Source organism: Rhizobium sp. NXC14 (assembly GCF_002117485.1).
GTDB lineage: Bacteria > Pseudomonadota > Alphaproteobacteria > Rhizobiales > Rhizobiaceae > Rhizobium.
Genome location: NZ_CP021032.1, coordinates 139,828 through 163,053, shown reverse-complemented (window position 1 = coordinate 163,053; position 23,226 = coordinate 139,828). Strand labels below are relative to the sequence as shown.

Below are 23,226 nucleotides of genomic sequence, written 5' to 3'. Positions count from 1 at the left end.
GGCAGCGTTAATGCTTGCCATCTGTTTTTGTCCAATATAATGTACATATGATCTAAATACCGGACGCGTTGATCTTATGCCGATTTTTCCGCCTCGCAAGAGGGATGAAAAAAATTTTCGTCGACCGGGGACTACAGGATCGGTTGACAGATGCGGCAGAGGGTTTGAAAAGCTTGGCCGAACAGAAATTGGGATCGACAGCAATGGACGCAATTCAGGACGAAGCGGTCGGCAAGCGTGCCCGCGGGCTCGACCGGGCCTTCGAAATCCTCGATTTCCTGCGCCAGAAGCGACAGGCTTTGAAGCCGAATGAAATAGCAGCGCAGATCGGCGCACCGCGCTCATCGGTCTACGAGCTCGTCAACTTGTTGCTGAGCAATGGCATTCTGGAATTCACGGGCGGCGAGGGGCGAGTTTATCTCGGCCGTAAACTCTATTTCCTCGGCGCCGCCTATGAAAACCATTTCGATTTCACCCGCGAATGCGAGGCCGCGCTGGAACAGCTCGCCGACGAAACGCGGGAGACGGCGCAGTTCTGCATGCTGGACGGAAACAAATATACGGTCGTGCGCATGCGCGAAGGCGCGCGGCCGTTCCGGATTTCGACGGATATCGGCCAGTCGGTGCCGATCCCGTGGACGGCCTCCGGGCGCTTGCTGGTCGCGCATCTGTCGGATCAGGAAATTCTGAACTTCATTCCGTCGCAGGATTTTCGTCTGCCTAACGGCGAATGGCTCGATCCGCAAAGCTTCATCGTCGAGGTCCGCCAGGCCGAGCGAGAAGGTCTCTTCACGTTCAACAGCATCGTCGACAGCTTTACCCATTGTTTCGCCGTGCCGGTGCGGGGCGAGGAGGGTCATGCGGCCGCAACGCTCTGCCTGGTCACGCCGCGCGACGACGGCATTGCGAACCGCGACCGCTACCTCGATTGCCTGAAGAAAGCCGCCACTGGCCTGGAGCATGCCCCGGCTCGGCCGAAACGGGGCTGATACCCGTACACGACGCGCATTGATCGCCGGCGACACTTCCTGCGGGAACTCGCGCCGAGCCACGTGCTTCCTTAAATCTTAGCACGCTCGCTGGGCTCTGCCCGCGTGCACATCGAAGAGCCGCTGCAGGACGAGCTATGTCTCGTTGTGCTCTTCGATGTTGATTTCCAGTTTGAGCCCAATCCCGCAAATCTATTCACTCTTCCCCCGAAACTACGAAATGATGTTTCTCTATTAAATTTATAGAGTACGTAATTAATATTCCGACGGCCAACGACGAACGGAGAGGATGCGAAATGACGCGGAAAATCAGGCTTGGGGCATTTCTTCCCGGCGGTGGACAGCATGTTGCATCGTGGCGGCATCCCGATCAGCCGGTCGACGGCGCGACCAGTTTCGAGTTTCACAAGCAGCTCGCCCTGACGGCGGAACGCGGCCTCTTCGATGCCTACTTCCTGGCCGATGGATTGGCCGTTGGCTTCGGTGGAGCGCGTGAAGGCGGCAACGCCCGCGTGGCCGGCTTCGAGCCCGTCACCTTGTTCTCCGCCCTTGCGCCTCTCACCACCCATCTCGGCTTCATCGCGACGTCCTCGACCACGTATGAGGAACCTTATACGACAGCCCGCAAGTTCGCTTCGCTCGATCTGATCTCGAACGGGCGCGCCGGTTGGAATGTCGTCACCACGACAGGCGACCTCACGGCGCAAAACTTCAACCGAGAAACCCAGCTTCCGCATGCCGAACGATATCGCCGCGCCGCCGAGCATGTCGACGTCGTCCGCAAACTCTGGGAGAGCTTCGAGGATGACGCGTTCATCCGCGACAAGGAGACCGGCGTCTTCTTCGATCCGGCGAAACTGCACGACACCGACCACCGTGGCGAGCATTTCAGCGTACGCGGCCCGCTCAACGTTTCACGCTCGCCGCAGGGGCATCCCGTTATTGTGCAGGCCGGCCAATCGGAGGACGGCCGGGGACTCGCCGCCGCGACGGCTGAAGTCATCTTCACCGCCCATCAGCATATCGAAACCGCCCAGGAGTTCTATCGGGATATCAAGGCGCGCGCCCGCGGACTCGGCCGCAATCCGGATCATATCCTGGTCATGCCCGGCGTATCCGCCTTCGTCGGCAGGACCGAGGCGGAGGCACGCGAGAAGTATGATCGCCTGACCTCGCTCATCCTCGAAGAAGATGGGATCGGCCTGCTCAACGGCCTGACCGGCGGCACGCTTGACCTGCATGGCTATGATCTCGACGGGCCGCTGCCGCCTGCACCGCCGACGGAAGGCATGAAGAGCCGCCAGGCCCTGATCCGCCAGATCGCAGACGAAAACAACTTCACCATCCGCCAGCTCTATCAGTGGATCGCATCGGCCCGCGGCCACTACACCATCGTCGGCACGGCAGAGCAGATCGCCGATACGCTGCAGACATGGTTCGAGAACGAAGCGGCCGACGGCTTCAACATTTTGCCGCCTTGGCTGCCGACGGCGCTCGACGACTTTGTCGATCTCGTCATCCCGGAACTCCAGCGCCGCGGCCTGTTCCGCACTGCCTATGAAGGCAAGACGCTCCGGGAAAATCTCGGCTTGCCTTTCCCGACAAACCGCTGGGCTGCCGGACGCACCGTCCTTGAGGCAGCGGAGTGAGGAGAAACCCATGGCCTACGAAATCAACCAGGCTCTTCCGAGAAGCTTCGGCCGACTGAAAAGCAGCAAAAGCAATAGTTCCGCTCTGGCCTCCCATATACGCGGAGTGCTCGCGGCATTTCTGCCGCGCTACGGTCTGCTCATCAGCTTCCTCGTGCTCTGGCAGCTGTCGAGCACCAGGGGCTGGATCAATCCCGCTGTCTTCCCGCCCTTGAACGTAATCCTGTCGGCGCTGTGGACCAATCTTGCCAATGGCGCCTTGCTCGATGATATCGCCATCAGTCTGCAGCGATCCGGAACCGCCTTCGCCTTCGCCGTCCTTGTCGGTATTCCGCTCGGTCTGTTCATGGGCCAGTTTCGCTTGGTCGAACAGGCGCTTGACCCAATCCTGCAGCTCTTCCGGCAGACCTCGGCGCTGGCGCTCTATCCGGTTTTCATCCTGCTGCTCGGGCTCGGTGAAACCTCCAAGATATTCGTGATCTTCTGGGCGACACTGTTTCCGGTGCTGCTCTCCACGATCGGCGGCGTCAAGGAAGTGGACAAGAAGCTCATAGAAATGGCTCGCACCTATGGCGCCGGACCGCTGACCGTCTTTCGCCGCGTCATTCTGCCAGCCTCCGTCCCGGCGATTTTCGTCGGCTTGCGACTTTCGGCGACGACGGCGCTTCTGCTGCTGATCGCTGCCGAGATGATCGGCGCCAATAAGGGCATCGGCTTTCAGGTGATGAACGCCCAGTACAATTTCCAGATCCCGCTGATGTTTGCGGCGATCCTGCTGCTCGCCTTTCTGGGGCTTGCCGCGAATGCCTTGCTCGTTCTCCTGCAGCGCCGTCTCTGCCGCTGGTCTCAGCCGAGCACGTAACCCGCTTCCCCCCGATTTTCCTCTTCCGAAAGGACATTCCATGACATTCCATCCCCGCAATCTTCTCCTGCCGGCTGTGATCGCTCTCGGTCTTGCCACGCCGGCCGCAGCCGCCGACACGGTGAAGCTGCGCTACCTCGCCAGCCAGGGCGGTCTTGCCGCCCATGAACTTGCCGAAGCGCTCGGCTATTTCAAAGACACCGGCATCACGTTTGAGAATGTCGGCTATGCCCAGGGCGGCCCTGCGTCTCTCATCGCTCTCGCATCCGGCGACGTCGAGATCGGCAGCGCCGCCACCTCCGCCGTCCTCAATTCGATCATCGGCGGCAATGATTTCGTCGCCGCCTATCCGTCGAACGGCATCAATGACGAGGTGCAGTCGACCTTCTACGTGCTGGAAGACAGCCCGATCAAAACGATCAAGGACATCGTCGGCAAAAGCATCGCGGTCAACACGCTCGGCGCGCATCTCGACTACACGATCCGCGAGGCATTGCATTCGGTCGGTCTGCCGAGCGACTCCGCCAACCAAGTCGTCGTTCCCGGGCCGCAGCTCGAACAGGTGCTGCGCTCCAAGCAGGTCGATATCGCCGCCTTCGGTTATTGGCAAACAACCTTCGAGGGTGCAGCGCTGAAGAACGGCGGCCTGCGCCCGGTTTTCGATGATACCGATGTGCTGGGAGACATTGCCGGCGGCTTCGTCGTCCTGCGCCGCGATTTCATCAAGCAACATCCGGAAGCCTCGAAAATCTTCGTCGAACAGTCGGCCCGCGCCCTCGACTATGCCCGCGAGCATCCCGAGGAAACCAAGAAGATCCTGGCCAAGGCGCTGGCCGAACGCGGCGAGAATCCTGATATTGCGCAGTATTTCCGTGGCTACGGCGTGCGCGCCGGCGGTCTCCCGGTCGAGCGCGACATCCAGTTCTGGATCGACGTGCTGGTTCGCGAAGGCAAGCTGAAGCAGGGCCAACTGGCGGCCAAGGACATCCTGTATACGGCCGATGCAAAACCGGCGAGCAATTGAGGAGGCGTGATGAGCGTCGCTGAGGACATTCGCCGCGGGGAGGTGACGATCCGTCGCCTCTCCAAATCCTACAAGCTGAACGGCAAACCGCTGCAGGTTCTGAAGGATATCAATCTCCATATCCGCTCCGGCGAAAGCCTCGCCATCGTCGGCGCCAGCGGATCGGGCAAGACCACGCTGCTGCGGGTTCTGGCAGGTCTGGAGGATTCCGACGGCGGAGAGGTGCTGGTGGACGGCAAGGCGATACGAGGCGTCGGCGCCGAGCGCGCCGTCATCTTCCAAGAGCCGCGCCTTCTTCCCTGGCTCACCGTACTTGATAACGTGGCTTTCGGCCTGGAAACGAGAGGTCTGACGCGTGAAAAGGCGAGGGAGCGGGCGCGCCGCTATGTCAAGCTCGTCGGCCTGCAGCAGTTCGAGACCGCCTATCCCCGGCAACTGTCGGGAGGCATGGCGCAGCGCGTCGGCATCGCCCGGGCACTTGCCGTCCAGCCGGAGATATTGCTGCTCGATGAACCTCTCGGCGCGCTCGATGCGATGACAAAGATCGGCATGCAGCAGGAGCTCGCACGCATCTGGCGTGACGAGGACGTGACCACCATTCTCGTCACACATGATCTCGAGGAGGCGATCTATCTCGCCGATCGAATCCTGATCCTGCCGCGGGAAAGGGGAGGCGAGCCACGTCTGATCGACATCGATCTGCCGCGTCCGCGCGACCGCAGCGCGCCGGAATTCGTTCGTCATCGTGAAGAGCTGCTGACCCTGTTTGGATTGCATTGACGGATGCTTTGCGGGCGGCCCGTGCCGCCGGCTCTATAGCAACCTTTGCATCAGCCCACGGATCAGCAGCATTTCACCCGACTCATGGGTCAACGAGCTCGATTCCCAAACCTTGGAAATCCCTGGTGTTGCGCGTCGCAAGGGTAAGATCGTGAGCAACCGCGGTCGCAGCGATCAGCCCATCCATCGATGACAAGCCACGGCCGCCCCGCTTTGCGTGGCCCATCAGATCTCCCCAAGCCAGGGCCACCGCTTCGTCCACCGGGATGATGCGCCGCTCGAAACGCTGCGGCAGATCGCGAGCAAGCCAATCGGCCAGCACGTCACGTTTTCGTCCCTTGTCCATGAGGGCGACACCGCGGCGGATTTCTGCGACCGACACGACGCTGATGAAGGAGCGATCCTCGTCGAGCCCATCCAGCCACCCCAGGACGCGCGCATCGGGGTTCGGTTTCGTGACCTCGGACAGGACATTGGTGTCCAGCAGAAGTCTCACAGTTCGCTATCGCGTGGTTCGTCGCGTTCACGCTCGAGATCCAGATCGGCGCCACGCAGCGGTGACTCCATCAGAAATTCGGCCAGCGTCCCCTTGCGGGCGGTCTTGCGTTGCCATTCCTCCGCAGAGACAACGACGACGCTCGGCTTGCCGTTGCGTGTAATTGTCTGCGGCGCGGCTTGCGCGCGTTCGATCACCTCAGAAAGCTTCGCTTTCGCGCTGGCCACGGTCCAGCTTTCGTCGCCTTGCCGTGATGACTGCATGGCCCACCTCCTGACCAGAATGACTATTATGACTATATAAGCCGTGAATAGGAGAACGGCAAGCTTCGCAAAAGAAATGACAGACGCCCGTCGCCGAAGGCGGAATGAGCGACTTGCGCCATGGTCACATGTCTCCAAACGATGAAGGTTTGAGCAGCGGCACGGCGACGATTACTCGCGGCCAAGATATCACCTCAGCGCGAAAGCATCCCGTTGAGGCGATGAATATGAGCAGCGCCGATGCCGCAGCAGCCGCCGATGATCGTGGCACCCGCTTCGGCCCAGGAGCAGGCAAAGCGCGAATAGGCGTCGTCATTCAGGTCGTCACGTGTATCGTGCAGGCCCTCGTTGGCGGCTTGCTCGCCGGTTTCTCCTTCGAAGGCATTGGCATAGACCCCGATTTCGATCTGGGCGTTCCTCTCCCGGAACACCCGTGCCGCCGTCTCGACCGCGCCCTGCATGACCTCAGGCTTGCTGCAATTGAACAGGAAAGCCGCCGCACCCGATGACACCGCCCAGGACGCGGCATCCTCGACGCTTTCGCCGGAGCGGAGTTTCGGTGCGCCACCCCTGATCGCCGCCTCGTCATCCGCCAATGTGAAGGAAATCCAGAACGGCTTGCCCGATGCCGCCACCGCTTTGCGAACGGCCTCGCCCTCGGCAATCAGGCTCAAAGTCTCACCGAGCCATAGGTCGACGAAGGGAGCGAGGTTTTCGACCAGCACCTCGAGATAGTCCTGCACTCGGGAAGGCTGGAAATTCTCAGGCTCGTAGGAGCCGAAGATCGGCGGCAGCGATCCGGCGACGAGCACCTTCCGGCCGGTCACGGCATCGGCAGCCTCCCGCGCCAGACGACCTGCAAGTCGCATCAGCGCCGGCCCCTCCTCTTGGAAGCGGTCTTCGCCGATATGGAAGGGCACGAGCGCATAGCTGTTCGTCGTGATGATTTCAGAGCCGGCGGCGATGAATTCCTGGTGCACCTTCCGCACGACCTCAGGCGAATTCATCAGCGCCTGCGCCGACCATTCCGGCTGCTTCAGTTCGGCGCCTAGCCGCAGAAGCTCGCGGCTCATGCCGCCGTCGAGAATTCGCGTTGTGCTCATGAGGTAGTCTCCATTCAGGCTGTCGCGCCGTTACCGGCGCCGGGCTTTTCAAAACATATGGCGAGCTCCGCCTAGCGGCGAACCGGCACCTGCGCTTCGAGACTTCGAAAGACGCGGGCGATCACGGCAGTCAGGGCGAGATAGAAGAGAGTGACGACGATGAGCGGTTCGTAGACGAGCAGCGTGTCCTGACGAACCTTGTTGGCGACGGCATAGAGGTCCATCACCGTCACCGTGAAAGCGAGCGGCGTCGCCTTCAACTGCATGACGATCTCTCCGGCAATGGTCGGGAGGGCAATGCGAAGGGCGCGCGGCAGCCAGATGCGGCGGGTGAGCTTCCAGGGCGACAGCCCGAAGGCGCGGCCGGCCTCGAGCTCGCCCTTGGGAACGGCAAGCAGCGCGCCGCGCAGCACTTCAGCCTCATAGGCCGCATAATTCAGCGTGAAGCTGACGGAAGCGAAGAAAAACCCCTCGCGCAGGATCGGCCAGAACAGGCTCTGGCGGATGCCGGGGATCATGGGCAGCAGCGAGCCGACCCCGTAATAGAGGAGCCAAAGCTGGATCAACAGCGGCGTGCCACGGAAGAAGGTGCAGTAGCCGCGGGCGGCGAGTCGCGTCAGCCTGCCGCCGGTGACCTGCGCGAAAGCGAGACCGATGGCGATGACGAAGCCGAAGACCACGGAAATGAGAAGCAACGCTACGGTCTGCCAGGCGCCGGTCAGAAGAAGCGGCCAATAGGAGGAGATCCAGGTGAAACTCATGGCGCGCTTTCTTCAGGCCAGACGCGGCTGTCCCCGCCGCACCCGCCCTTCGATCAATTTGAAGAAGGCGTTGGAAGCGAGTGTGATGGCGAGATAGAGAAGAGCCGAGGCAAGAAAAAAGACGAAGTAGTGTTTGGTGCTTGCCCCGGCGAGGCGGGTGGCGAGCGCCAGTTCCTGATAGCCGACGACCGCGACCAGCGCGCTGTCCTTGGTGACCGACATCCATAGATTGGCAAGGCCGGGCAGCGCATTCGGCAACAGCGCCGGCAAGTGGACGCGACGGAAGCGCAGCACCGGCCCCATGCCGAAAGCCTTGGCGGCCTCGATCTGGCCGACGGGAATGGCAAGGATCGCGCCGCGCAGCACCTCGGTCATATAGGCGCCCTGCACGAAGCCGAGAACTGCGACGGCGGCGACGAAACCGTTCACCTCGACCGGCGGCAGATTGAATGCCGCCAGCAGCCGGTTGAGGCCATCGGTGCCGGCATAATAAAGTCCGACGATCAGGATCAGCTCGGGAACGGCGCGAATGACCGTCGTATAGAGATCGAGCACGAGGCGGAGCACAGGATTGCCTGAAAGCTTTCCAAGCGCACCGCCCGTGCCAAGCAGCAGGCCGACAGCGAAGGCGCAGGCGGAGATGGCGACCGTAGAGACCGCACCTGCCAGAAGAACGCCGCCCCATCCCGGAGGATAGGGGGAGAGCAGGTCCAGAATGCCTTGTTGCCCGGTCGCCATTTCTAGGAGCGCTTACTTCGCGCCATAGATATCGAAATCGAAGTATTTCTTGGTGATTGCGTCGTATTGGCCGTTGGCGCGAACAGCAGCGATCGCCTTGTTCAACTTGGCTTTCAGCTCTGTATCTTCCTTGCGCAGGCCACCCGAAACACCAGCGCCCAGGATCTCCTTGTCGTCGGCGACATCGCCCATATTGGCGCAGCAATCCTTGCCCGCATCGCTTTTCAGGAAAGCGTCGAGCGCGAGGGAATCACCGAAGACATAGTCGATGCGGCCGGAAGCGAGATCCTGGAAAGCTTCGTCGAGCGTCTGGTAGGTCTTTTCCTCGGCAACGGCAGCAAAATACTTCTTGTAATATTCCGACTGGATCGTCGATACTTGAATACCGATGGTCTTGCCCTTCACATCCTCTGCCGTGGCACCCGGCTTCTGGTCCTTGGGGCCGATTAGGGTGCTCGGGGTGTTGTAATATTTGTCGGTGAAGTCGATCACCTTCGAACGTTCCGCGGTGTTCGACATCGACGACCAGATCACGTCGAACTTCTTGCTCTCAAGAGCCGGAATGAGGCCGTCCCAGGAGATCTCGACGATCGAGCACTTCTCCTTCATCTCTTCGCAGACGGCATTCATCAGGTCGATTTCCCATCCCTGCCACTGGCCCGAGGCGTCTTTGGCAAAGAAGGGCGGGTAGGATTCGTTCATGACGCCGAAGCGGACTTCGGCCTGTGCCGCGACTGCGGAAAGCGCAAATGCGACGCCGGCGAAAAGCGTGGGGAGCAGTTTCATTCGCAGGATTCTCCTGGTTCGTGTTGTCGGTAATGGCTCGATGCAGTGATCAGTGGGCGCTAAGGCGGGTGAACTCCCGGCAGCGGGCGCTGACGGGGGCCCCGAAGACGCGTTCCGGCGGGCCTTCCTCCTCGATCCGCCCTTGGTGCAGGAAGAGGACGCGGCTCGAGACATCGCGAGCGAAGCGCATTTCATGCGTGACGATCAGCATGGTCCGGCCCTCTTCCGCCAGATCGCGAATGACTTTCAGCACCTCGCCGACCAGCTCCGGGTCGAGCGCCGATGTCGGCTCATCGAACAGCATGACGGCGGGATCGACGCAGAGCGCCCTTGCGATCGCCGCGCGCTGCTGCTGGCCGCCGGAGAGAAAGGCGGGATAGGCGTCGCGCTTGTCGAAGAGCCCGACCTTGTGCAGCAGGGCTTCCGCCTTTTCGATCGCTTCGCGCCTGGAAACGCCCATGACATGCACCGGCGCCTCGATGACGTTTTCCAGTACGGTCCGATGAGCCCAGAGATTGAAGCTCTGAAAAACCATGCCGAGCCCGGTTCGCAGCCGCTCGATCTGCCGCCAGCTCTGCGGCTGCAGCCGGCCGCCGCGGCCGCTTTTCAGAGCGACCTCCTCACCGTTCACGGCGATGCGGCCACGATCCGGCGTTTCCAGAAAATTGATGCATCTAAGGAAGGTGCTCTTGCCAGAACCAGACGAGCCGATAATGGAGATGACGTCAGACTTATGGGCCTCAGCCGAAATACCCTTGAGAACCTGTTGCGAGCCGAAGCTTTTATGAAGATCTTCGACGCGAAGAGCAGGAATGGGCTGATCCGACATGCATGGGTCCGGCTGAACTGAGTTTGCGAAGGATAATGATAAAGTTGCGCGGTTTTTTCGCGCAATTTCTGCCTCTTCTGCATTCAATGTGCAAAATAATCTTTCTCATGCGGCGAATCAGGCAGAACGCATGAGCCGCGAAACGCCGAAATGGACTGGATAATGGAACAACTGGATCGTTTTGACCGTGACATCCTCGATATCGTTCAGCGCGACTGCCAGCTGAAGGCCGAAACGATCGCCGAGCGGGTAGGTTTGTCGGTCTCGGCCGTGCAGCGGCGGCTGAAGCGGCTGCGCGAGGAGGGCATCATCAAGGCGGAGGTCGCCGTCCTCGACCGGAAGGCGACGGGGACATCAATGGTGTTCATCGTCGGGATGGAGATCGAGCGGGACAATTACGACGCCTTGGCGAAGTTCCGCGTCTGGGCGGAAAAACAGGATCATATCCAGCAGGTCTATTACGTCACGGGCGCGGTAGATCTGATCGCGATCGTGACCGCCCGCGACGTCGAGCATTATGACGACATCGCCGCCCTGATTATGGCTGACAATCCGCAGATCCGCCGCATGCATACGAATGTGGTGCTGCGGGACGTCAAGCTCGGCCTGTTCGTGCCGCTGGAATAGCCATCACCTCATACCGCCGGCAAGCTGCTGGACTCATGTCGGACAAAGGGCATAATTCCGGACGCATTTCGGGAGGAACGAGCCTTGACCCTACGACACCAGATCATCGCATTGGCGATCGTCCCGCTCGTCATTTCGATCCTTGCGATCACCACCTTCATCACCTGGCAATCGGCAAATCTCGCCAAGAACAGCATCGACACATTCGAACAGAACATGCTGAAGACCAAGGAAGGCGAAATCCTCAACCTGACCAATCTTGCCTTGTCCGCCATCCAGACGATTTACGACAAAGCCGGCCCCGACGACGAAGCCGCCAAGCAGCGGGTGGCTGGGATTCTGACCTCTCTCGACTATGGCAGGGATGGCTATTTCTTCGTCTACGACTATGACGGCAACAATATCGTCCATCCGCGCCAGAGTTTCCGGCATGGCCAGAATTGGCTGGACCTGACCGATCCTGACGGCGACAAGGTGATTGCCGAGCTTATCGCCACGGCAAAGGCGGGCGGCGGCCTGCATCAATATAAATGGCAGAAACCTTCCACGGGACAGATTGCCGACAAGCTCTCCTTCGTCGTCAGCCTCGACAAATGGCACTGGGTGGTGGGAACCGGCGTCTATCTCGACGACGTCTTTGCTCAGAGTGCTGCCGCCAACGCCGTGATGCGCGCCAACATCAGGCGAACCTTCGTCATCGTCGCGCTGATTGCCGTGCCCTCGGTGCTCGTCGTCTTCACGACCTGCATGCTCCTGACCTTCCACGAGCGCCGCATGGCCGACAGCCGCCTCAAGGAACTGACGCAGCGGGTCATCGACACCCAGGAAGAGGAGCGCACGCGGCTGGCGCGCGAGCTGCATGACGGCATCTCGCAGACCCTTCTCGGCGTTCGATATGCAATGGACTTCGCCGGCCGCAAGGTCAGGACCAATGTCGACGATGCGGCGCTGACCATCGAGCGCGGCGTCGAGGCGCTGAACGGCGCCATCAAGGAAATAAGGCTGCTCTCGCACGATCTGCGCCCCCGCGTGCTCGACGATCTCGGCCTGACCGCGGCGCTCGAGGCTCTCTGTCATCACTTCGCCGAACGGACGGGGATCGAGGCTGATATCGACGCCTCGGGCTTTAATGGCATGCTGAAGGCGGAAGCCAACACCGCCCTCTACCGCGTCGCCCAAGAGGCCTTCAACAATGTCGAGCGACACTCGGGCGCCTCGAAGCTTTCGGTCAAGCTGTGGAGCGACGGCGGCCGCGCCCGCATGACGATTTCGGACAACGGCACCGGCTTCGACGGCAGCAAGGACGGCGGATCCGGCGGATCGGGTCTCGGGCTGCGCAACATGCAGGAGCGCATGGCCCACTTCCGCGGGCTGTTGCTCATCAACAGCAGCGAGTCCGGCACGACGCTGACGGCGATGATGCCGAGATCGGCCAATCTGCCCGCCGGCAAGCAGGCGGAAGCCGCATGAATGAACGCGCGAAAATCAGGGTTCTCCTGGTCGACAACCATCCGCTGGTGCTGGACGGGTTGAAAGCGGTGTTGGAAACATTCGACCATATCGAAGTCGCCGGTACCGCCGGGCTCGCGCAAACGGGTCTCGAAATCGCCCGGCAGATCCAGCCGCAGGTGGTGTTGATGGATATCAACATGCCGAAACTCAGCGGCATCGATGCGATCGAACTGTTCAGGAACGAGCTTCCCCAAGCCCGGGTCGTAATGCTCTCCATGCATGACAGCCGGGAGTATATATCCTCGTCGGTCATGCATGGAGCAGCCGGCTACGTGCTCAAAGATGTTTCGACGGACGAGATCGTTGCGGCCATCGAGACCGTGGCTGATGGAGGCACCTATTTCTCCTCGGGGGTCTTCGACGCGCTGATGGGCGAACGCGCAAACGAGGGCAGCGATCCCCTGACGCCTCGCGAGCGCGACATTCTAGGACTGATCGTTGCCGGCAGGAGCAACAGGAAGATTGCCGAAGCGCTCGGAATAACCTCCGCCACGGCGGAAACGCACCGAAAGAACCTCAAGAAGAAGCTCGGCATCACCACCACGGCCGGCCTCATCCGTTACGCGCTCGACCACGGTATCGTCTCAAAAGTCAGCGGAAACCCTAGCCTACCCACTTCTGGGTAGACGCCGGCATTTCCGCCCCGCGGCCATCTTGTGACGACAAGACCGACGCCATAGGACTCCATCCGCGGCTGGCCAAGTGTCAGTCGTTGGGAGGAATTCATATGCGTTACATTAGCTTTCGATCGGCTGGAAAGGTCGAGCGATCCGAACCGGGCTCGCCGCGGCCTGCGGCTGACAGACCCGCCTTCCACGCCGACAACTGGAACATGGCGACCGCCCCCCGCGGCGCCTGAAAGGTACCCGACATGGAAAGACCACATAGCAAGGCAGCGCTCTGGCTGCTTATCATCCCGTACATAGGGCTGCTCTGGCCGCCATTCTACAATCTCCGCGAGCCGTCGCTTTTCGGCTTTCCCTTCTTCTATTGGTATCAGCTTCTCTGGGTACCGATCACAGCGACGCTGACCTGGATCGCCTACCGGAGTGTTCGCCATGACGACTGACATCAACGTCACGGCGCTTGCCGTCTTCATCTTCTTTTTCGCCCTCGTCACCGTCATGGGTTTCGTCGCCAGCCGCTGGCGCAAGCCCGAGACGCTGGCTCATATCGATGAATGGGGTCTCGGCGGACGCAACTTCGGTACCTGGATTACCTGGTTCCTCGTCGGCGGCGATTTCTATACGGCCTATACCGTGATCGCCGTCCCGGCGCTGGTCTACACGGTCGGCGCCTACGGCTTCTTCGCGCTGCCCTATACGATCGTCGTCTACCCCTTCGTGTTCATGGTTATGCCGGTGCTGTGGAAACGTGCCAAGGATTTCGGCTATGTGACGGCAGCCGACGTCGTCCATGGTCAATATGGATCGCGCGGTCTCGAGCTTGCCGTCGCGGCGACCGGCGTCATCGCCACCATGCCTTACATCGCCCTGCAGCTCGTCGGCATGACGGCGGTCCTGAAGGCGCTCGGACTGCATGGCGAATTGCCGCTGGCGATCGCCTTCATCGTGCTGGCGCTCTATACCTACTCGGCGGGCCTGCGCGCGCCCGCCTTGATCGCCTTCGTCAAGGACATCATGATCTATATCGTGGTGATCGCCGCGGTCGCGCTGATCCCGTCGAAGCTCGGCGGCTACGCCAATGTCTTCGCCTCGGCCGATGCGGCCTTCCAGGCCAAGGGCTCCGGCAACCTGCTGCTGGGCGGCAATCAGTACGTCGCCTATGCCACGCTCGCTCTGGGCTCGGCGCTTGCGGCCTTCATGTATCCGCATACGCTGACAGGCATCTTTGCCTCCAACAGCGGCAAGACGATCCGCAAGAATGCGATCATGCTGCCGGCCTATACGCTGCTGCTCGGCCTTCTGGCGCTGCTCGGCTATATGGGCCATGCCGCCAACCTGAAGCTTGACAGTGCGAACGACGTCGTTCCCACGCTGTTCAAGACGCTGTTTTCGGGCTGGTTCTCCGGCTTCGCCTTTGCCGCGATCGCCATCGGCGCACTGGTGCCGGCGGCGGTGATGAGCATTGGCGCGGCCAATCTCTTCACCCGCAACTTCTGGAAGGCCTATGTCGATCCCAAAGTCAGCGATGCAGGCGAGGCCAAGGTCGCTAAGGTGACATCGCTGGTGGTCAAGGTCGGCGCGCTTCTCGTCATCCTTTTCCTGCCGACGCAGTTTGCCCTCGACCTGCAACTGCTCGGCGGCATCTGGATCCTGCAGACGCTCCCGGCGCTGGTCTTCGGTCTCTACACCGGCTGGTTCCGTGCACCCGGCCTGCTTGCCGGCTGGTTCGTCGGCTTCTGCGGCGGCACCTTCCTGGTCTGGGATGCCGGCTGGAAGCCTCTGCATCTGATCAGCCTCGGCGGCGAACCCTTCACCGTCTATACCGGCCTGCTGGCGCTGGCGGCAAACATCGCGGTTGCAGTCGTGTTCAACGCCCTGCTTCCAGCCAGGGCCCCGGCTCGGGCGTAGGCACGAAAACGCGAAGGGCAGCAAACGCTGCCCTTCCTCATTTCAAATTATGGCAGGGGCGCAGGAGTGCTTCCGCGATCAGAATTCTTCCCAATCGCCCGCCAATGCCGCGTTCCCCTGGACCGCCGCGCCGCCCTGGAACGACTTGCCGATCTTCGCGATCATCTGCCGAGCGGGCGAGGCGACAGGTTGAGCGTGCTGCGCTGCCGCGGCGGGCGGCGTCATGCGCCTTGATGCCACCGCTCCGCCGATATTGAACTGGCTGAGCAACTGGAACAGCGCATCGGCTTCCTTGGCGAGGTTATGGGCGGCAGCTGTCGCTTCCTCCACCATGGCGGCGTTCTGCTGCGTCCCCTGATCCATCCTGTTGACAGCGGCGTTGATTTCTTTCAGCCCCGTCGCCTGTTCCTGCGAAGCGCCGACGATCGCGCCGACATTGCCGTCGACCTGCTGCACCTGCGCGGCAATCTCCTGCAAGGCCTTTCCGGTCTCGCCGACGAGGGCGACGCCGCTCTTCACATGGCCGTTCGAAGCGTTGATCAGTTCCTTGATCTCCTTTGCCGCCTTGGCGGAACGCTGCGCCAATTCGCGCACTTCCTGGGCGACGACGGCAAAGCCCTTGCCGGCTTCACCGGCGCGGGCGGCTTCGACGCCGGCATTCAGCGCCAGCAGGTTGGTCTGGAAGGCGATCTCGTCGATGACGCCGATGATGCTTCCGATCTCGGTGGCGGAAGATTCGATCTTGCCCATGGCGTCGACCGCATCGCGAACGACGCTGCCCGAGCGTTCCGCATTGTCCTTGGTCTTGCGGACGAGCTGCCCGGCTTCCTGAGCCCTGTGGCTGGAGTCGGCGACAGTGGTCGTGATCTCTTCCAGAGCAGCGGCGGTTTCCTCGACGGAAGCGGCCTGCTGTTCGGTCCGCTTGGCGAGATCGTCCGAGGCCGACCGGATCTCCTGTGCGCCGGCCGCGATGGCACTGGCGTTCTGAGAAACCTTCTGCATGGCGGCACGGAGCTTTTCGACCGCGGCATTGAAATCGGCGCGGAGCTTTTCCAGGGACGGAATGAACGGCGTGTCGATCTGCTGCGTGAGGTCGCCGTCTGCCAGGGCCTGCAAGGCGTCCCCAAGCCGGCCGACAGCCTGGTCCGTTTGCTCCGCAAGGGTGCGGCGTTCGCTGGCATCCTGCTCGAGGCGTTGCCGCTCCGCGACAGCCCGCTTGCTTTCCGCATCGGCTTGCCGTTCCGCCTTCGCTGAAATCGCGTCACGCAAGCTGGCCACGGCGCGCGCGAGCTTGCCGATCTCGTCGCCGCGCGCTTCGAGGCGACGGTCGCCGTCGAGATTGCCTTCCGCCATCGCTTTTAGCGAAAGCTGGAGTTTTGCCAGCGGACCGATGATCGTACGGGATGTGATGACGGCAGCGAAAATAGAGAGAAGAGCCGCGATCCCCAGCGCCGTCAGCACGATCGGCTTGAACCCGCTTGCCGAACTGCGAACCTTACCGCCGATCGTTTTGTTCAGCGCTTCCTGATAGTCGATGAATTTATTGATGGCGCCGAGCCACTGCACGAAAGCCGGACGGGCCTGTTCGAGCAGGATCTTGCGCGCCGCCTCGCCGTCGCCCTTCTCCTGCAGCGCGATGATCTCGGCGACCAGAGGATTGGTTTTCGCCTGAATGCCGGCAATCTCGTTGAGAATAGCTTTTTCCTGATCCGTGGCACCTGCCGGGGATGCAACCATGTCGGCCATGCGCTTTTCATTCTCGGCATAAGTGGCCGCGAGCTTATCGATCAGCGCCTCGGCGGCCTTGCGTTCATCCGCCGAGGTCACCAGGGTCACGTCGCGGATGGCGATCGCCCGATCATGCACGCTGCCGCGATAGTTGATGGCAAAGCGTTGCTTGACGCTGTTGACGTCATTGATCGTTTCAAGATCGCTGTTGATCTTCGCGACCTCTACCGCCGAATAGATGGCCAGGCCGGCCATCAGCAGAACCAGGAAGCTGAAGCCGAGGGTGAGACGCACCGCGATCCCGAAATTCTTAATGCTGTTCATTGGCACTCTCCATGGTTGGCGAGGTTGTCAAAAGTCGCTGGGACATCAGGATCGCTCGCGACTCCTCATTCAAGCGTGCGGTCCTTGATCCGTACCCGAACACGTCCCGAGGCACTGTTCGCGCCCGACATGCCACTTCGCATGCACTGTACATTGTCCGGGAACGGCCGTGCCAATGCCCAGGAGGCGCGGAAAGTAACATCGTCGATTTCGTGCAAGATTTCGGAAGCCCGGCTCGCCGTCATGGCGTAGGTGACGATCCTGAGAACGCCTTCCCGATATCCTAAAAATTTAGGGGAATATATTTTAGAGAATGTAAACGGAGGCGGCAGAGAGCCAGTAAGCTGCGTTTTTCGTATATCGTGTGCGCATTTCTTGCACCGCCGCCATGCGGGAAGAGTATGCTAAGTTGTTTCACAGCAACGGCCGACATCTGCTGTTGTAAATTCGGCGCTCAACTCTTTCGCCGCCTTGCACTCGGACAATGATCCGGGGAACGCCGGACGGAAATCGCGAGTCACTTCGGATGCACTGCGGCAGCGCAAACGATGCTTGGCGCCGACTCTACGTCGCCTACAATTCCGGCCGCAACAATGTGCTGCAACGATCCGACATCGTGTGCTCATGGAATTGCCCATCAGCGGGGTCAGCCACGCAGCAGCGGCAGAAGCTGATCGCCCTGACGCTTGATCTCGGAGAGGTAAGGCGTATCCGAAAGCACGAAATGCGTGATTCCCAGTTCCTGATATTTGCGCAGTGAACGGGCGACCTCTTCCGCCGAGCCGACCAGCCAAGTGGTGCCGGCCCCGCCGCCGCCGAACTTGCCCGGCGCGGTGTAGAGATTATCGTCGAGCACGTGGCCGCGCTCGTGAAGAGCGAGCAGCCGCTGCTGGCCCACGGCAAGTGCACCCTGGTGATCGTGCCAGCCGGCGCCTTTGTTCTTCGCCATCTCGGCGACTTTCGCCTCGGCATCGGCCCATGCCTCATCCGTCGTGTCCCGAACCAGCGTCGTTATCCGCAGCCCGAATTCCAACGGTGGAAGGTCGCGGTCGAGGTCCCGGCTCAGTCCCTTGAGCCGATCTATCCGCTCGCGGACACCATCGAGCGGCTCGCCCCAGAAAAGCTGGACATCGGCCTCGGCCGCCGCCACCCGTTCGGCCGCCTCGGATGCGCCACCAAAATAGAGTTTCGGGTGCCGGCGGTCGCCCGCGAACCTCGATGCGCGGCACCACGGTGGATTCGGCAACCCGGAAATGCTCTCCCGCGGAGGTGACGTTTTCTTCGGTCCATAACCTGCGCACCAGCCGCATGAACTCCCTCGTCCTGCTATAACGATGCGCCTGATCGCCCTCGCTGTCGCCGTAAGCCGACAGGTTGTCCTTGCCCGAGACGATGTTGATCCGCACCCGGCCGCCGGTCAGATGGTCGAGCGTCGCCGCTGCGGACGCGAAATTTGCCGGCCGCCAATAACCCGGGCGGATCGCAATCAGCGGCTCGAAGGTGGTGGTGCGCGCCGCGAGCGAGGCCGCGACGGTGAACGTGTCGGGACGGCCCCAGCCGGTGCCGATGAGCGCGCCCTTCCAGCCGTGCTCCTCAAGCGCCTTCGCATGGCTGGTCAGCGTATCCAGGCTGTTGTGATTGTCGACGGCGGAATCGCCGCGATGGCCGGGCCTGACGTCGTTCGGAATATACCAGAGAAATTCGGGATCAGTGCTCATGCGATGCTGCGGATCTGCGTGGTTGGAAGAAGAAGACCAAATAAGGCGGCCTGGTAGATCATGCAGCTATCTGCTTCGCCGGCGCCATGCGAGGTAAGATGGAGCATTGCCCACTAAATCAGTAGACTATTTAAATTAATAATAGCGGCGCTGATGAAAAATTGTGCCAAAGGCCGGTGCCCGCGGGCTTGGCAGCGTCCCAATAGGAAAAGCGCCTGGAACGCTCGTTCGCAGGCGCTTTAAAATTGTTCGATCGCTGTTCTCGATCTTACGGCCGGGCAGCGTCCGTCGCTCCAGTCGGCGCGGAAAATGCCCGGCGGTCAGGCAATGGCCGGCGGGTATTCGTTGGCCTGGAAGACGTGGTGATGCACCTTGCCGGTGAAGAGCTGCAGGAGTTCGCCGGTGACCTCGCGGCTCTCGAAGCGCACATGGGAGCGAAGCGCTGCATTGACCGCATCCATATCGGGATAACGTATGGCGAGAGCCATGGCATAGACAGGAGCGCCTTCGTCGCGCTCCATTCCGTCAAGCACCCGGACTTCCTCGGCGCCCGGAAATTTCGTCCAGAGAGGGACGAGCCGCTGCCTGACAAAGGCGCGGAATTCCTCTTCTCGGCCGGGATGGATTTCGCCTTCAAACAAAGCATAACGAATGATCATGGGTTCTCTTTTCCAAAACTCGCCGGAGCTGGATCGATATTGGCGTGGTGTCAGCGGGGGTAAGGGCGTATCCGCAGATACGCCCTTGGGAAGGCTTATTTGCCCCAGATTTTCTTGTATTGATCGCGATAGCCGTTATCGGGATCGAAGCTGTTCTTCGGCCCGCCGTCGAATTCGACGTTCGCGCTGGTCACCACGTGCAGCGGCGACACGTAGCCCGACCACGGCGCACCCGCAAAAGCGCGGTTCAGTTCGTCGACGAGCTGCCAGCCCTGGAGGTTGAGCGGCTCGGCGACCGTGACGGCCTGATACTGCTTGGCGCGAATGCGCTGATAGGCGCTCTCCGAACCGTCACCCGCGGCGACGTTGACCGGCTTTCCGTCGCCTGGAATGCCGGCAGAGGCGAGCGACGGTCCCATGAAGTCGTAATAGAGGTCGTTGATCGCCAGCGAATGCGTCCACTTGGCGCCGTACTTCTGCAGAAGCGACGTGGTCAGCTGCGGCATGCGCTGGGAGGTTTCGGCGATCGGCGTGTCGACATATTCGAGCACCGTGCCGCCGAGATCCTCGATCTCCTTCTTCATGCGGTCGGCCTTGGCGATAGCGATCGCATAGGTCGAGTCGGTGAAGATGATGACGCCCGGCTTGCCGCCGGCATCGGCGAAGGCCCAATCGGCCGCGGACTTCGATACTTCCATCGCATCGGTGGTGACGTTGGCGAAGACGCCGACTTCGGGAACCGGGCCGACGGCCGAGGCGGCGTGCCAGGAGACCATCGGAATGCCGGCAGCCTTTGCCGATTCCATTGCCGGCTTCTGCTCGACGGCGTCAAAGCCGTTGATGATGATGCCATCGGGCTTCAGCGCCATGGCTTGGCCGAAGGCCGCCGTCCGGCCGCCGATCGAACCAGCGCCGTCGAGCACTTTCACCGTCCAGCCGAGCGCGCTGGCCGCTTCCTGCACGCCATTGGCGACGCCGAGGATACCGCCGTTTTTCATATCGGCTGCAAGAATGACGATGTTCTTTCCGGTGGCGCCTTTGGGGCCGCTCGTCGGGCCATCCCATGCGCTCACCTTGGAGGCATATTTCTCGACCACGGCTTTGGCGTCGGCCATGGAATCGGCCAGTGCCGGCATGCTCAGCATAACGGCGACGGTTGCGACCGTTGCCTGCAATAAGGTCCTGCGCTTCATGTTCACTCCTCCATTTTGTTTGTTATGAAACGCCGGCCGGGCCGGCATCCTCATTTGGATGCGGGTGTGATCCTCCTCACAGCTCCGCGCTTGCGCTGGGCGTAGCCTGCGATGCCGATGGCAATCAGCAGGGTCACGCCGTTGAACAGCGGTTCGACGAAGAACGATCCGCCGAATTGCTGAATTCCAGATATCCCCACCGCCAGGATGATGACGCCGATCAAGGTGCCCCAGACATTCACCCGTCCCGGCTTGATCGTCGTCGACCCAAGGAAAGCGCCGACGAGAGCCGGCAGCAGATATTCGAGGCCGACGCTCGCCTGGCCGATGCGCAGCTTCGAGGCCAGCAGGACCCCGGTCAGGGCCGCCAGCAGGCCTGACGTGACGAATGCGCCCATCACGAATTTGCGGACGGGAATGCCGTTGAGGGCCGCGGCCTTGGGATTGGCGCCGATGGCATAGAGATAACGGCCGATCGGCAGGTATTCGAGCACGATCCACATGCAGATCGCGATCAGCAGCACGTAGAAGCCGGTAATTGGCAGGCCGAACAGCATGGTGCCGTTCAGCGCGTAGAAACCTTCAGGCAGGACGCCGACCACCTGCCGGCCGCCGGTGTGCCAAAGGGCAAGCGCATAAAGGACCGTACCGGTGCCGAGGGTGGCGATGAAGCTGTCGATCTTGGCGACCTCGACGAGCAGACCGTTGATGAAGCCGGTGAGGACGCCAAGCGCGAGAACGATGAGGACGGCGACCGGCCAGGGAAGGCCGTAGACCGTCTGCAGGCTGATGGCGAGAATGTGCCAGAGCACGATGCCGTAACCCACGGTCAGGTCGCGGCCCGAGGCCATCGGGATCATCGCGGCCAGCGACAGAAGCGCGATGATCGCCTTGTCGGAGACGATCGAGCGGACATTCAGGACCGTCGGAAACGTATCCGGCAGCATGATCGAAAAGAGCAGGATCAGGCCGACTGTCAGGATCACCAGTCCATAAACCGGAATCAGGCGCCCGATCTTCTGTCCGGCGGACAAGCCGGCCATTTCGCTCTTGGTCGGCTCCAGCGCGGTGGATTCAATGGATTGCATGGCTGTTCTCCCGATGGCTCAAGCAGCTTCCGATGCGGATGCGGCCGTTATCACCGCCTCCGTCGTCAGGGCGCTTCCAGTCAGTTCGCTGACGATTTTGCCGCGCGAGAAAACCAGCGCGCGGTGGCAGATATGGGCGATTTCCTCGAAGTCCGTCGAGACCACGACGACTGCGAGACCAGCTTCCAGCGCCTGCGTGATCAGGCGGTAGATTTCCGCACGCGCGCCGATGTCGACTCCGGCGGTCGGATCTTCGGCGATCAGCAGCTTCCGGCCGGTCGCCAGCCAGCGGCCAACGACGACCTTCTGCTGGTTGCCGCCCGATAGAGCTTCCACCGGCAGATCCGGATCGTTCGGCCTGAGGCCGACGGACTGGCCGATCGCATGGGCAAGGTCGGCTTCGCCGCGCGGAGACAGGAAGGAAAAAAGCCCGCGTCCGACTGCGCCGGGGTTGATATAGGTATTTTCCCGAATGGACAGCGAGAGCGCGACGGATTCCTCCGTCCGGTCGCGGGCGATCAATCCGATGCCCGACGCCATTGCGCTTAGCGGGCTCGAAAGGTCCGGAGTTTGGTCATGCAGCAGGATCGTGCCGCCGAAAGGTTCGCAGCCGAACAGCGCCCGGCCGATCCGTTCCTGACCGGCGCCGCGCAGGCCGGCGAGGCCCAGAAGTTCGCCCTGTCTTATATCGAACGATATCGGGCTCGTGCCGGCGCAGACGAGATCGCGCACCTTGACGATCGCCTTGCCGGGCTTGATCTCGGTCTTCGAAAAGAGACCGTCGCCGCTGCGGCCGATGATCATTGTCACGAGTTCGTCGGGAGTGGTCTCGCTGACCGGCTTCTGCCCGACCATGCATCCGTCGCGCAGGACGGCGACGCGATCGGCGATGCGGAAAATCTCGTCCAGCCTGTGGGAGACGTAGATCATGCCGACGCCGCGCTCCTTCAGGGGACGGATCGCGTTGAACAGCCGATCGACTTCGTCGGCGGGCAAGCTCGCCGTCGGCTCGTCAAGCACCAGAACGTCGGCTTCGACGGCAAGCGCGCGGGCAATGGCGACCAGGGATTTTTCGGTGCGCGACAGGGCCGAGACCCGCGTCGTCGGATCGAAATCGCAGCCGACCAGCTTCAAGGCCTCTTTCGCGCGCGCCTGCGTCCTGTTCCAGTCGATCAGACCCCGGCGCATCGAGAAGCCCTGCGACAGGCCCATATTCTCGCTGACCGTCATCCACTCGATCAAGCCGAGATCCTGATGGATAAAAGCCACCGGCTGCCGCTCGTTCGGCTTCGGCGGGCGATGATGGTAGCTCTGGCCGCGAAACAGGATGTCGCCGTTATCGGGCTTGTAGATGCCGGCCAGGGTCTTGATCAGCGTCGATTTCCCGGCGCCGTTTTCGCCGAGCAGCGCCAGGATCTCGCCCTCGCGCAGGTCGATCGAGACGTCACGCAGCGCCTGCGTGCCGCCGAAGCTTTTGGTGATCGATTGGAACTCCAGCAGTCTCTTGGCTTCCACTGTGGCTCCTCCCAAAGCTGCAGCTGTCGTCATGTTATCGATAACATC

The 23,226-nt window shown here is 61.5% G+C and carries 22 protein-coding genes and 1 pseudogene; 10 read left to right on the top strand and 13 right to left on the bottom strand.

What is annotated here, in order from left to right; genetic code table 11:
• The first annotated feature begins 203 nt into the window (after nt 1-203).
• The 5 genes from NXC14_RS25035 (at nt 204) to NXC14_RS25015 (ending at nt 5,304) form a co-directional block, all read left to right on the top strand.
• The gene (locus NXC14_RS25035) at nt 204-989 is read left to right on the top strand and encodes an IclR family transcriptional regulator (protein WP_085780731.1); all 786 of its coding nucleotides are present in this window, start codon (nt 204-206) and stop codon (nt 987-989) included.
• Nucleotides 990-1,285: 296 nt separating this feature from the next.
• On the top strand, nt 1,286-2,638 hold the full coding sequence (locus tag NXC14_RS25030; RefSeq protein ID WP_085780730.1) for an LLM class flavin-dependent oxidoreductase: 1,353 nt from the start codon (nt 1,286-1,288) through the stop codon (nt 2,636-2,638).
• A 10-nt stretch (nt 2,639-2,648) separates the two neighbouring features.
• Nucleotides 2,649-3,500: an ABC transporter permease gene (locus NXC14_RS25025; RefSeq protein ID WP_085780729.1), complete on the top strand. Its 852-nt coding sequence runs from the start codon at nt 2,649-2,651 to the stop codon at nt 3,498-3,500.
• A 40-nt stretch (nt 3,501-3,540) separates the two neighbouring features.
• Nucleotides 3,541-4,524, top strand: coding sequence for an ABC transporter substrate-binding protein (locus tag NXC14_RS25020; protein WP_085780728.1), 984 nt, complete (start codon nt 3,541-3,543; stop codon nt 4,522-4,524).
• A 9-nt stretch (nt 4,525-4,533) separates the two neighbouring features.
• Entirely contained in the window at nt 4,534-5,304 is a 771-nt protein-coding gene (locus NXC14_RS25015) for an ABC transporter ATP-binding protein (protein WP_085780727.1), read from the top strand.
• An 82-nt stretch (nt 5,305-5,386) separates the two neighbouring features.
• Here NXC14_RS25015 and NXC14_RS25010 read toward each other — a convergent pair whose 3' ends face one another.
• The 7 genes from NXC14_RS25010 to NXC14_RS24980 all read right to left on the bottom strand — a co-directional run bounded on the left by NXC14_RS25010 (nt 5,387) and on the right by NXC14_RS24980 (nt 10,280).
• Nucleotides 5,387-5,800, bottom strand: coding sequence for a type II toxin-antitoxin system VapC family toxin (locus NXC14_RS25010; RefSeq protein WP_085780726.1), 414 nt, complete (start codon nt 5,798-5,800; stop codon nt 5,387-5,389).
• Entirely contained in the window at nt 5,797-6,063 is a 267-nt protein-coding gene (locus tag NXC14_RS25005) for a type II toxin-antitoxin system Phd/YefM family antitoxin (protein WP_085780725.1), read from the bottom strand. Before NXC14_RS25005 ends, NXC14_RS25010 begins: the two co-directional genes overlap by 4 nt.
• A gap of 194 nt (nt 6,064-6,257) precedes the next feature.
• Nucleotides 6,258-7,166, bottom strand: coding sequence for a homocysteine S-methyltransferase family protein (locus NXC14_RS25000; RefSeq protein WP_085780724.1), 909 nt, complete (start codon nt 7,164-7,166; stop codon nt 6,258-6,260).
• Between the two features lie 71 nt (nt 7,167-7,237).
• Nucleotides 7,238-7,927, bottom strand: coding sequence for an ABC transporter permease (locus tag NXC14_RS24995; protein WP_085780723.1), 690 nt, complete (start codon nt 7,925-7,927; stop codon nt 7,238-7,240).
• Between the two features lie 12 nt (nt 7,928-7,939).
• Complete coding sequence (locus tag NXC14_RS24990; RefSeq protein WP_085780722.1) at nt 7,940-8,665, bottom strand: ABC transporter permease subunit; 726 nt, start codon at nt 8,663-8,665, stop codon at nt 7,940-7,942.
• Between the two features lie 12 nt (nt 8,666-8,677).
• Nucleotides 8,678-9,451, bottom strand: a complete 774-nt coding sequence (locus NXC14_RS24985) for a transporter substrate-binding domain-containing protein (protein WP_085780721.1) — start codon at nt 9,449-9,451, stop codon at nt 8,678-8,680.
• Between the two features lie 49 nt (nt 9,452-9,500).
• Nucleotides 9,501-10,280, bottom strand: coding sequence for an ATP-binding cassette domain-containing protein (locus NXC14_RS24980; RefSeq protein ID WP_085780720.1), 780 nt, complete (start codon nt 10,278-10,280; stop codon nt 9,501-9,503).
• 162 nt (nt 10,281-10,442) lie between these two features.
• On the opposite strand from NXC14_RS24980, the gene NXC14_RS24975 reads away from it, so the two are divergent.
• The 5 genes from NXC14_RS24975 (at nt 10,443) to mctP (ending at nt 14,953) form a co-directional block, all read left to right on the top strand.
• The gene (locus tag NXC14_RS24975; RefSeq protein WP_064807195.1) at nt 10,443-10,907 is read left to right on the top strand and encodes an Lrp/AsnC family transcriptional regulator; all 465 of its coding nucleotides are present in this window, start codon (nt 10,443-10,445) and stop codon (nt 10,905-10,907) included.
• A gap of 84 nt (nt 10,908-10,991) precedes the next feature.
• Complete coding sequence (locus NXC14_RS24970; protein WP_085780719.1) at nt 10,992-12,377, top strand: cache domain-containing protein; 1,386 nt, start codon at nt 10,992-10,994, stop codon at nt 12,375-12,377.
• Nucleotides 12,374-13,045, top strand: coding sequence for a response regulator transcription factor (locus NXC14_RS24965; RefSeq protein WP_085780718.1), 672 nt, complete (start codon nt 12,374-12,376; stop codon nt 13,043-13,045). Before NXC14_RS24970 ends, NXC14_RS24965 begins: the two co-directional genes overlap by 4 nt.
• 245 nt (nt 13,046-13,290) lie before the next feature.
• On the top strand, nt 13,291-13,488 hold the full coding sequence (locus tag NXC14_RS24960; protein ID WP_085780717.1) for a DUF3311 domain-containing protein: 198 nt from the start codon (nt 13,291-13,293) through the stop codon (nt 13,486-13,488).
• Nucleotides 13,478-14,953, top strand: coding sequence for a sodium:solute symporter family monocarboxylate transporter (mctP, locus tag NXC14_RS24955; protein ID WP_085780716.1), 1,476 nt, complete (start codon nt 13,478-13,480; stop codon nt 14,951-14,953). The genes NXC14_RS24960 and mctP overlap by 11 nt, the downstream gene beginning before the upstream one ends.
• Before the next feature lie 78 nt (nt 14,954-15,031).
• Here mctP and NXC14_RS24950 read toward each other — a convergent pair whose 3' ends face one another.
• From NXC14_RS24950 to NXC14_RS24925, 6 genes and pseudogenes are all read right to left on the bottom strand, one after another.
• Nucleotides 15,032-17,005 carry a methyl-accepting chemotaxis protein gene (locus tag NXC14_RS24950; RefSeq protein ID WP_085780715.1) on the bottom strand — a complete coding sequence of 658 codons (1,974 nt, stop codon included), beginning with the start codon at nt 17,003-17,005 and terminating at the stop codon, nt 15,032-15,034.
• A 646-nt stretch (nt 17,006-17,651) separates the two neighbouring features.
• Nucleotides 17,652-18,723, bottom strand: a pseudogene (locus tag NXC14_RS24945) (LLM class flavin-dependent oxidoreductase).
• Between the two features lie 320 nt (nt 18,724-19,043).
• Nucleotides 19,044-19,382 (bottom strand): hypothetical protein, encoded by a 339-nt coding sequence (locus NXC14_RS24940; protein WP_085780714.1) that lies wholly within the window; start codon nt 19,380-19,382, stop codon nt 19,044-19,046.
• Between the two features lie 95 nt (nt 19,383-19,477).
• Nucleotides 19,478-20,575: a substrate-binding domain-containing protein gene (locus tag NXC14_RS24935; RefSeq protein ID WP_085780713.1), complete on the bottom strand. Its 1,098-nt coding sequence runs from the start codon at nt 20,573-20,575 to the stop codon at nt 19,478-19,480.
• Nucleotides 20,576-20,625: 50 nt separating this feature from the next.
• The gene (locus NXC14_RS24930; protein WP_085780712.1) at nt 20,626-21,663 is read right to left on the bottom strand and encodes an ABC transporter permease; all 1,038 of its coding nucleotides are present in this window, start codon (nt 21,661-21,663) and stop codon (nt 20,626-20,628) included.
• 18 nt (nt 21,664-21,681) lie between these two features.
• Nucleotides 21,682-23,178, bottom strand: coding sequence for a sugar ABC transporter ATP-binding protein (locus NXC14_RS24925; RefSeq protein WP_085780711.1), 1,497 nt, complete (start codon nt 23,176-23,178; stop codon nt 21,682-21,684).
• Between the last annotated feature and the right edge of the window lie 48 nt (nt 23,179-23,226).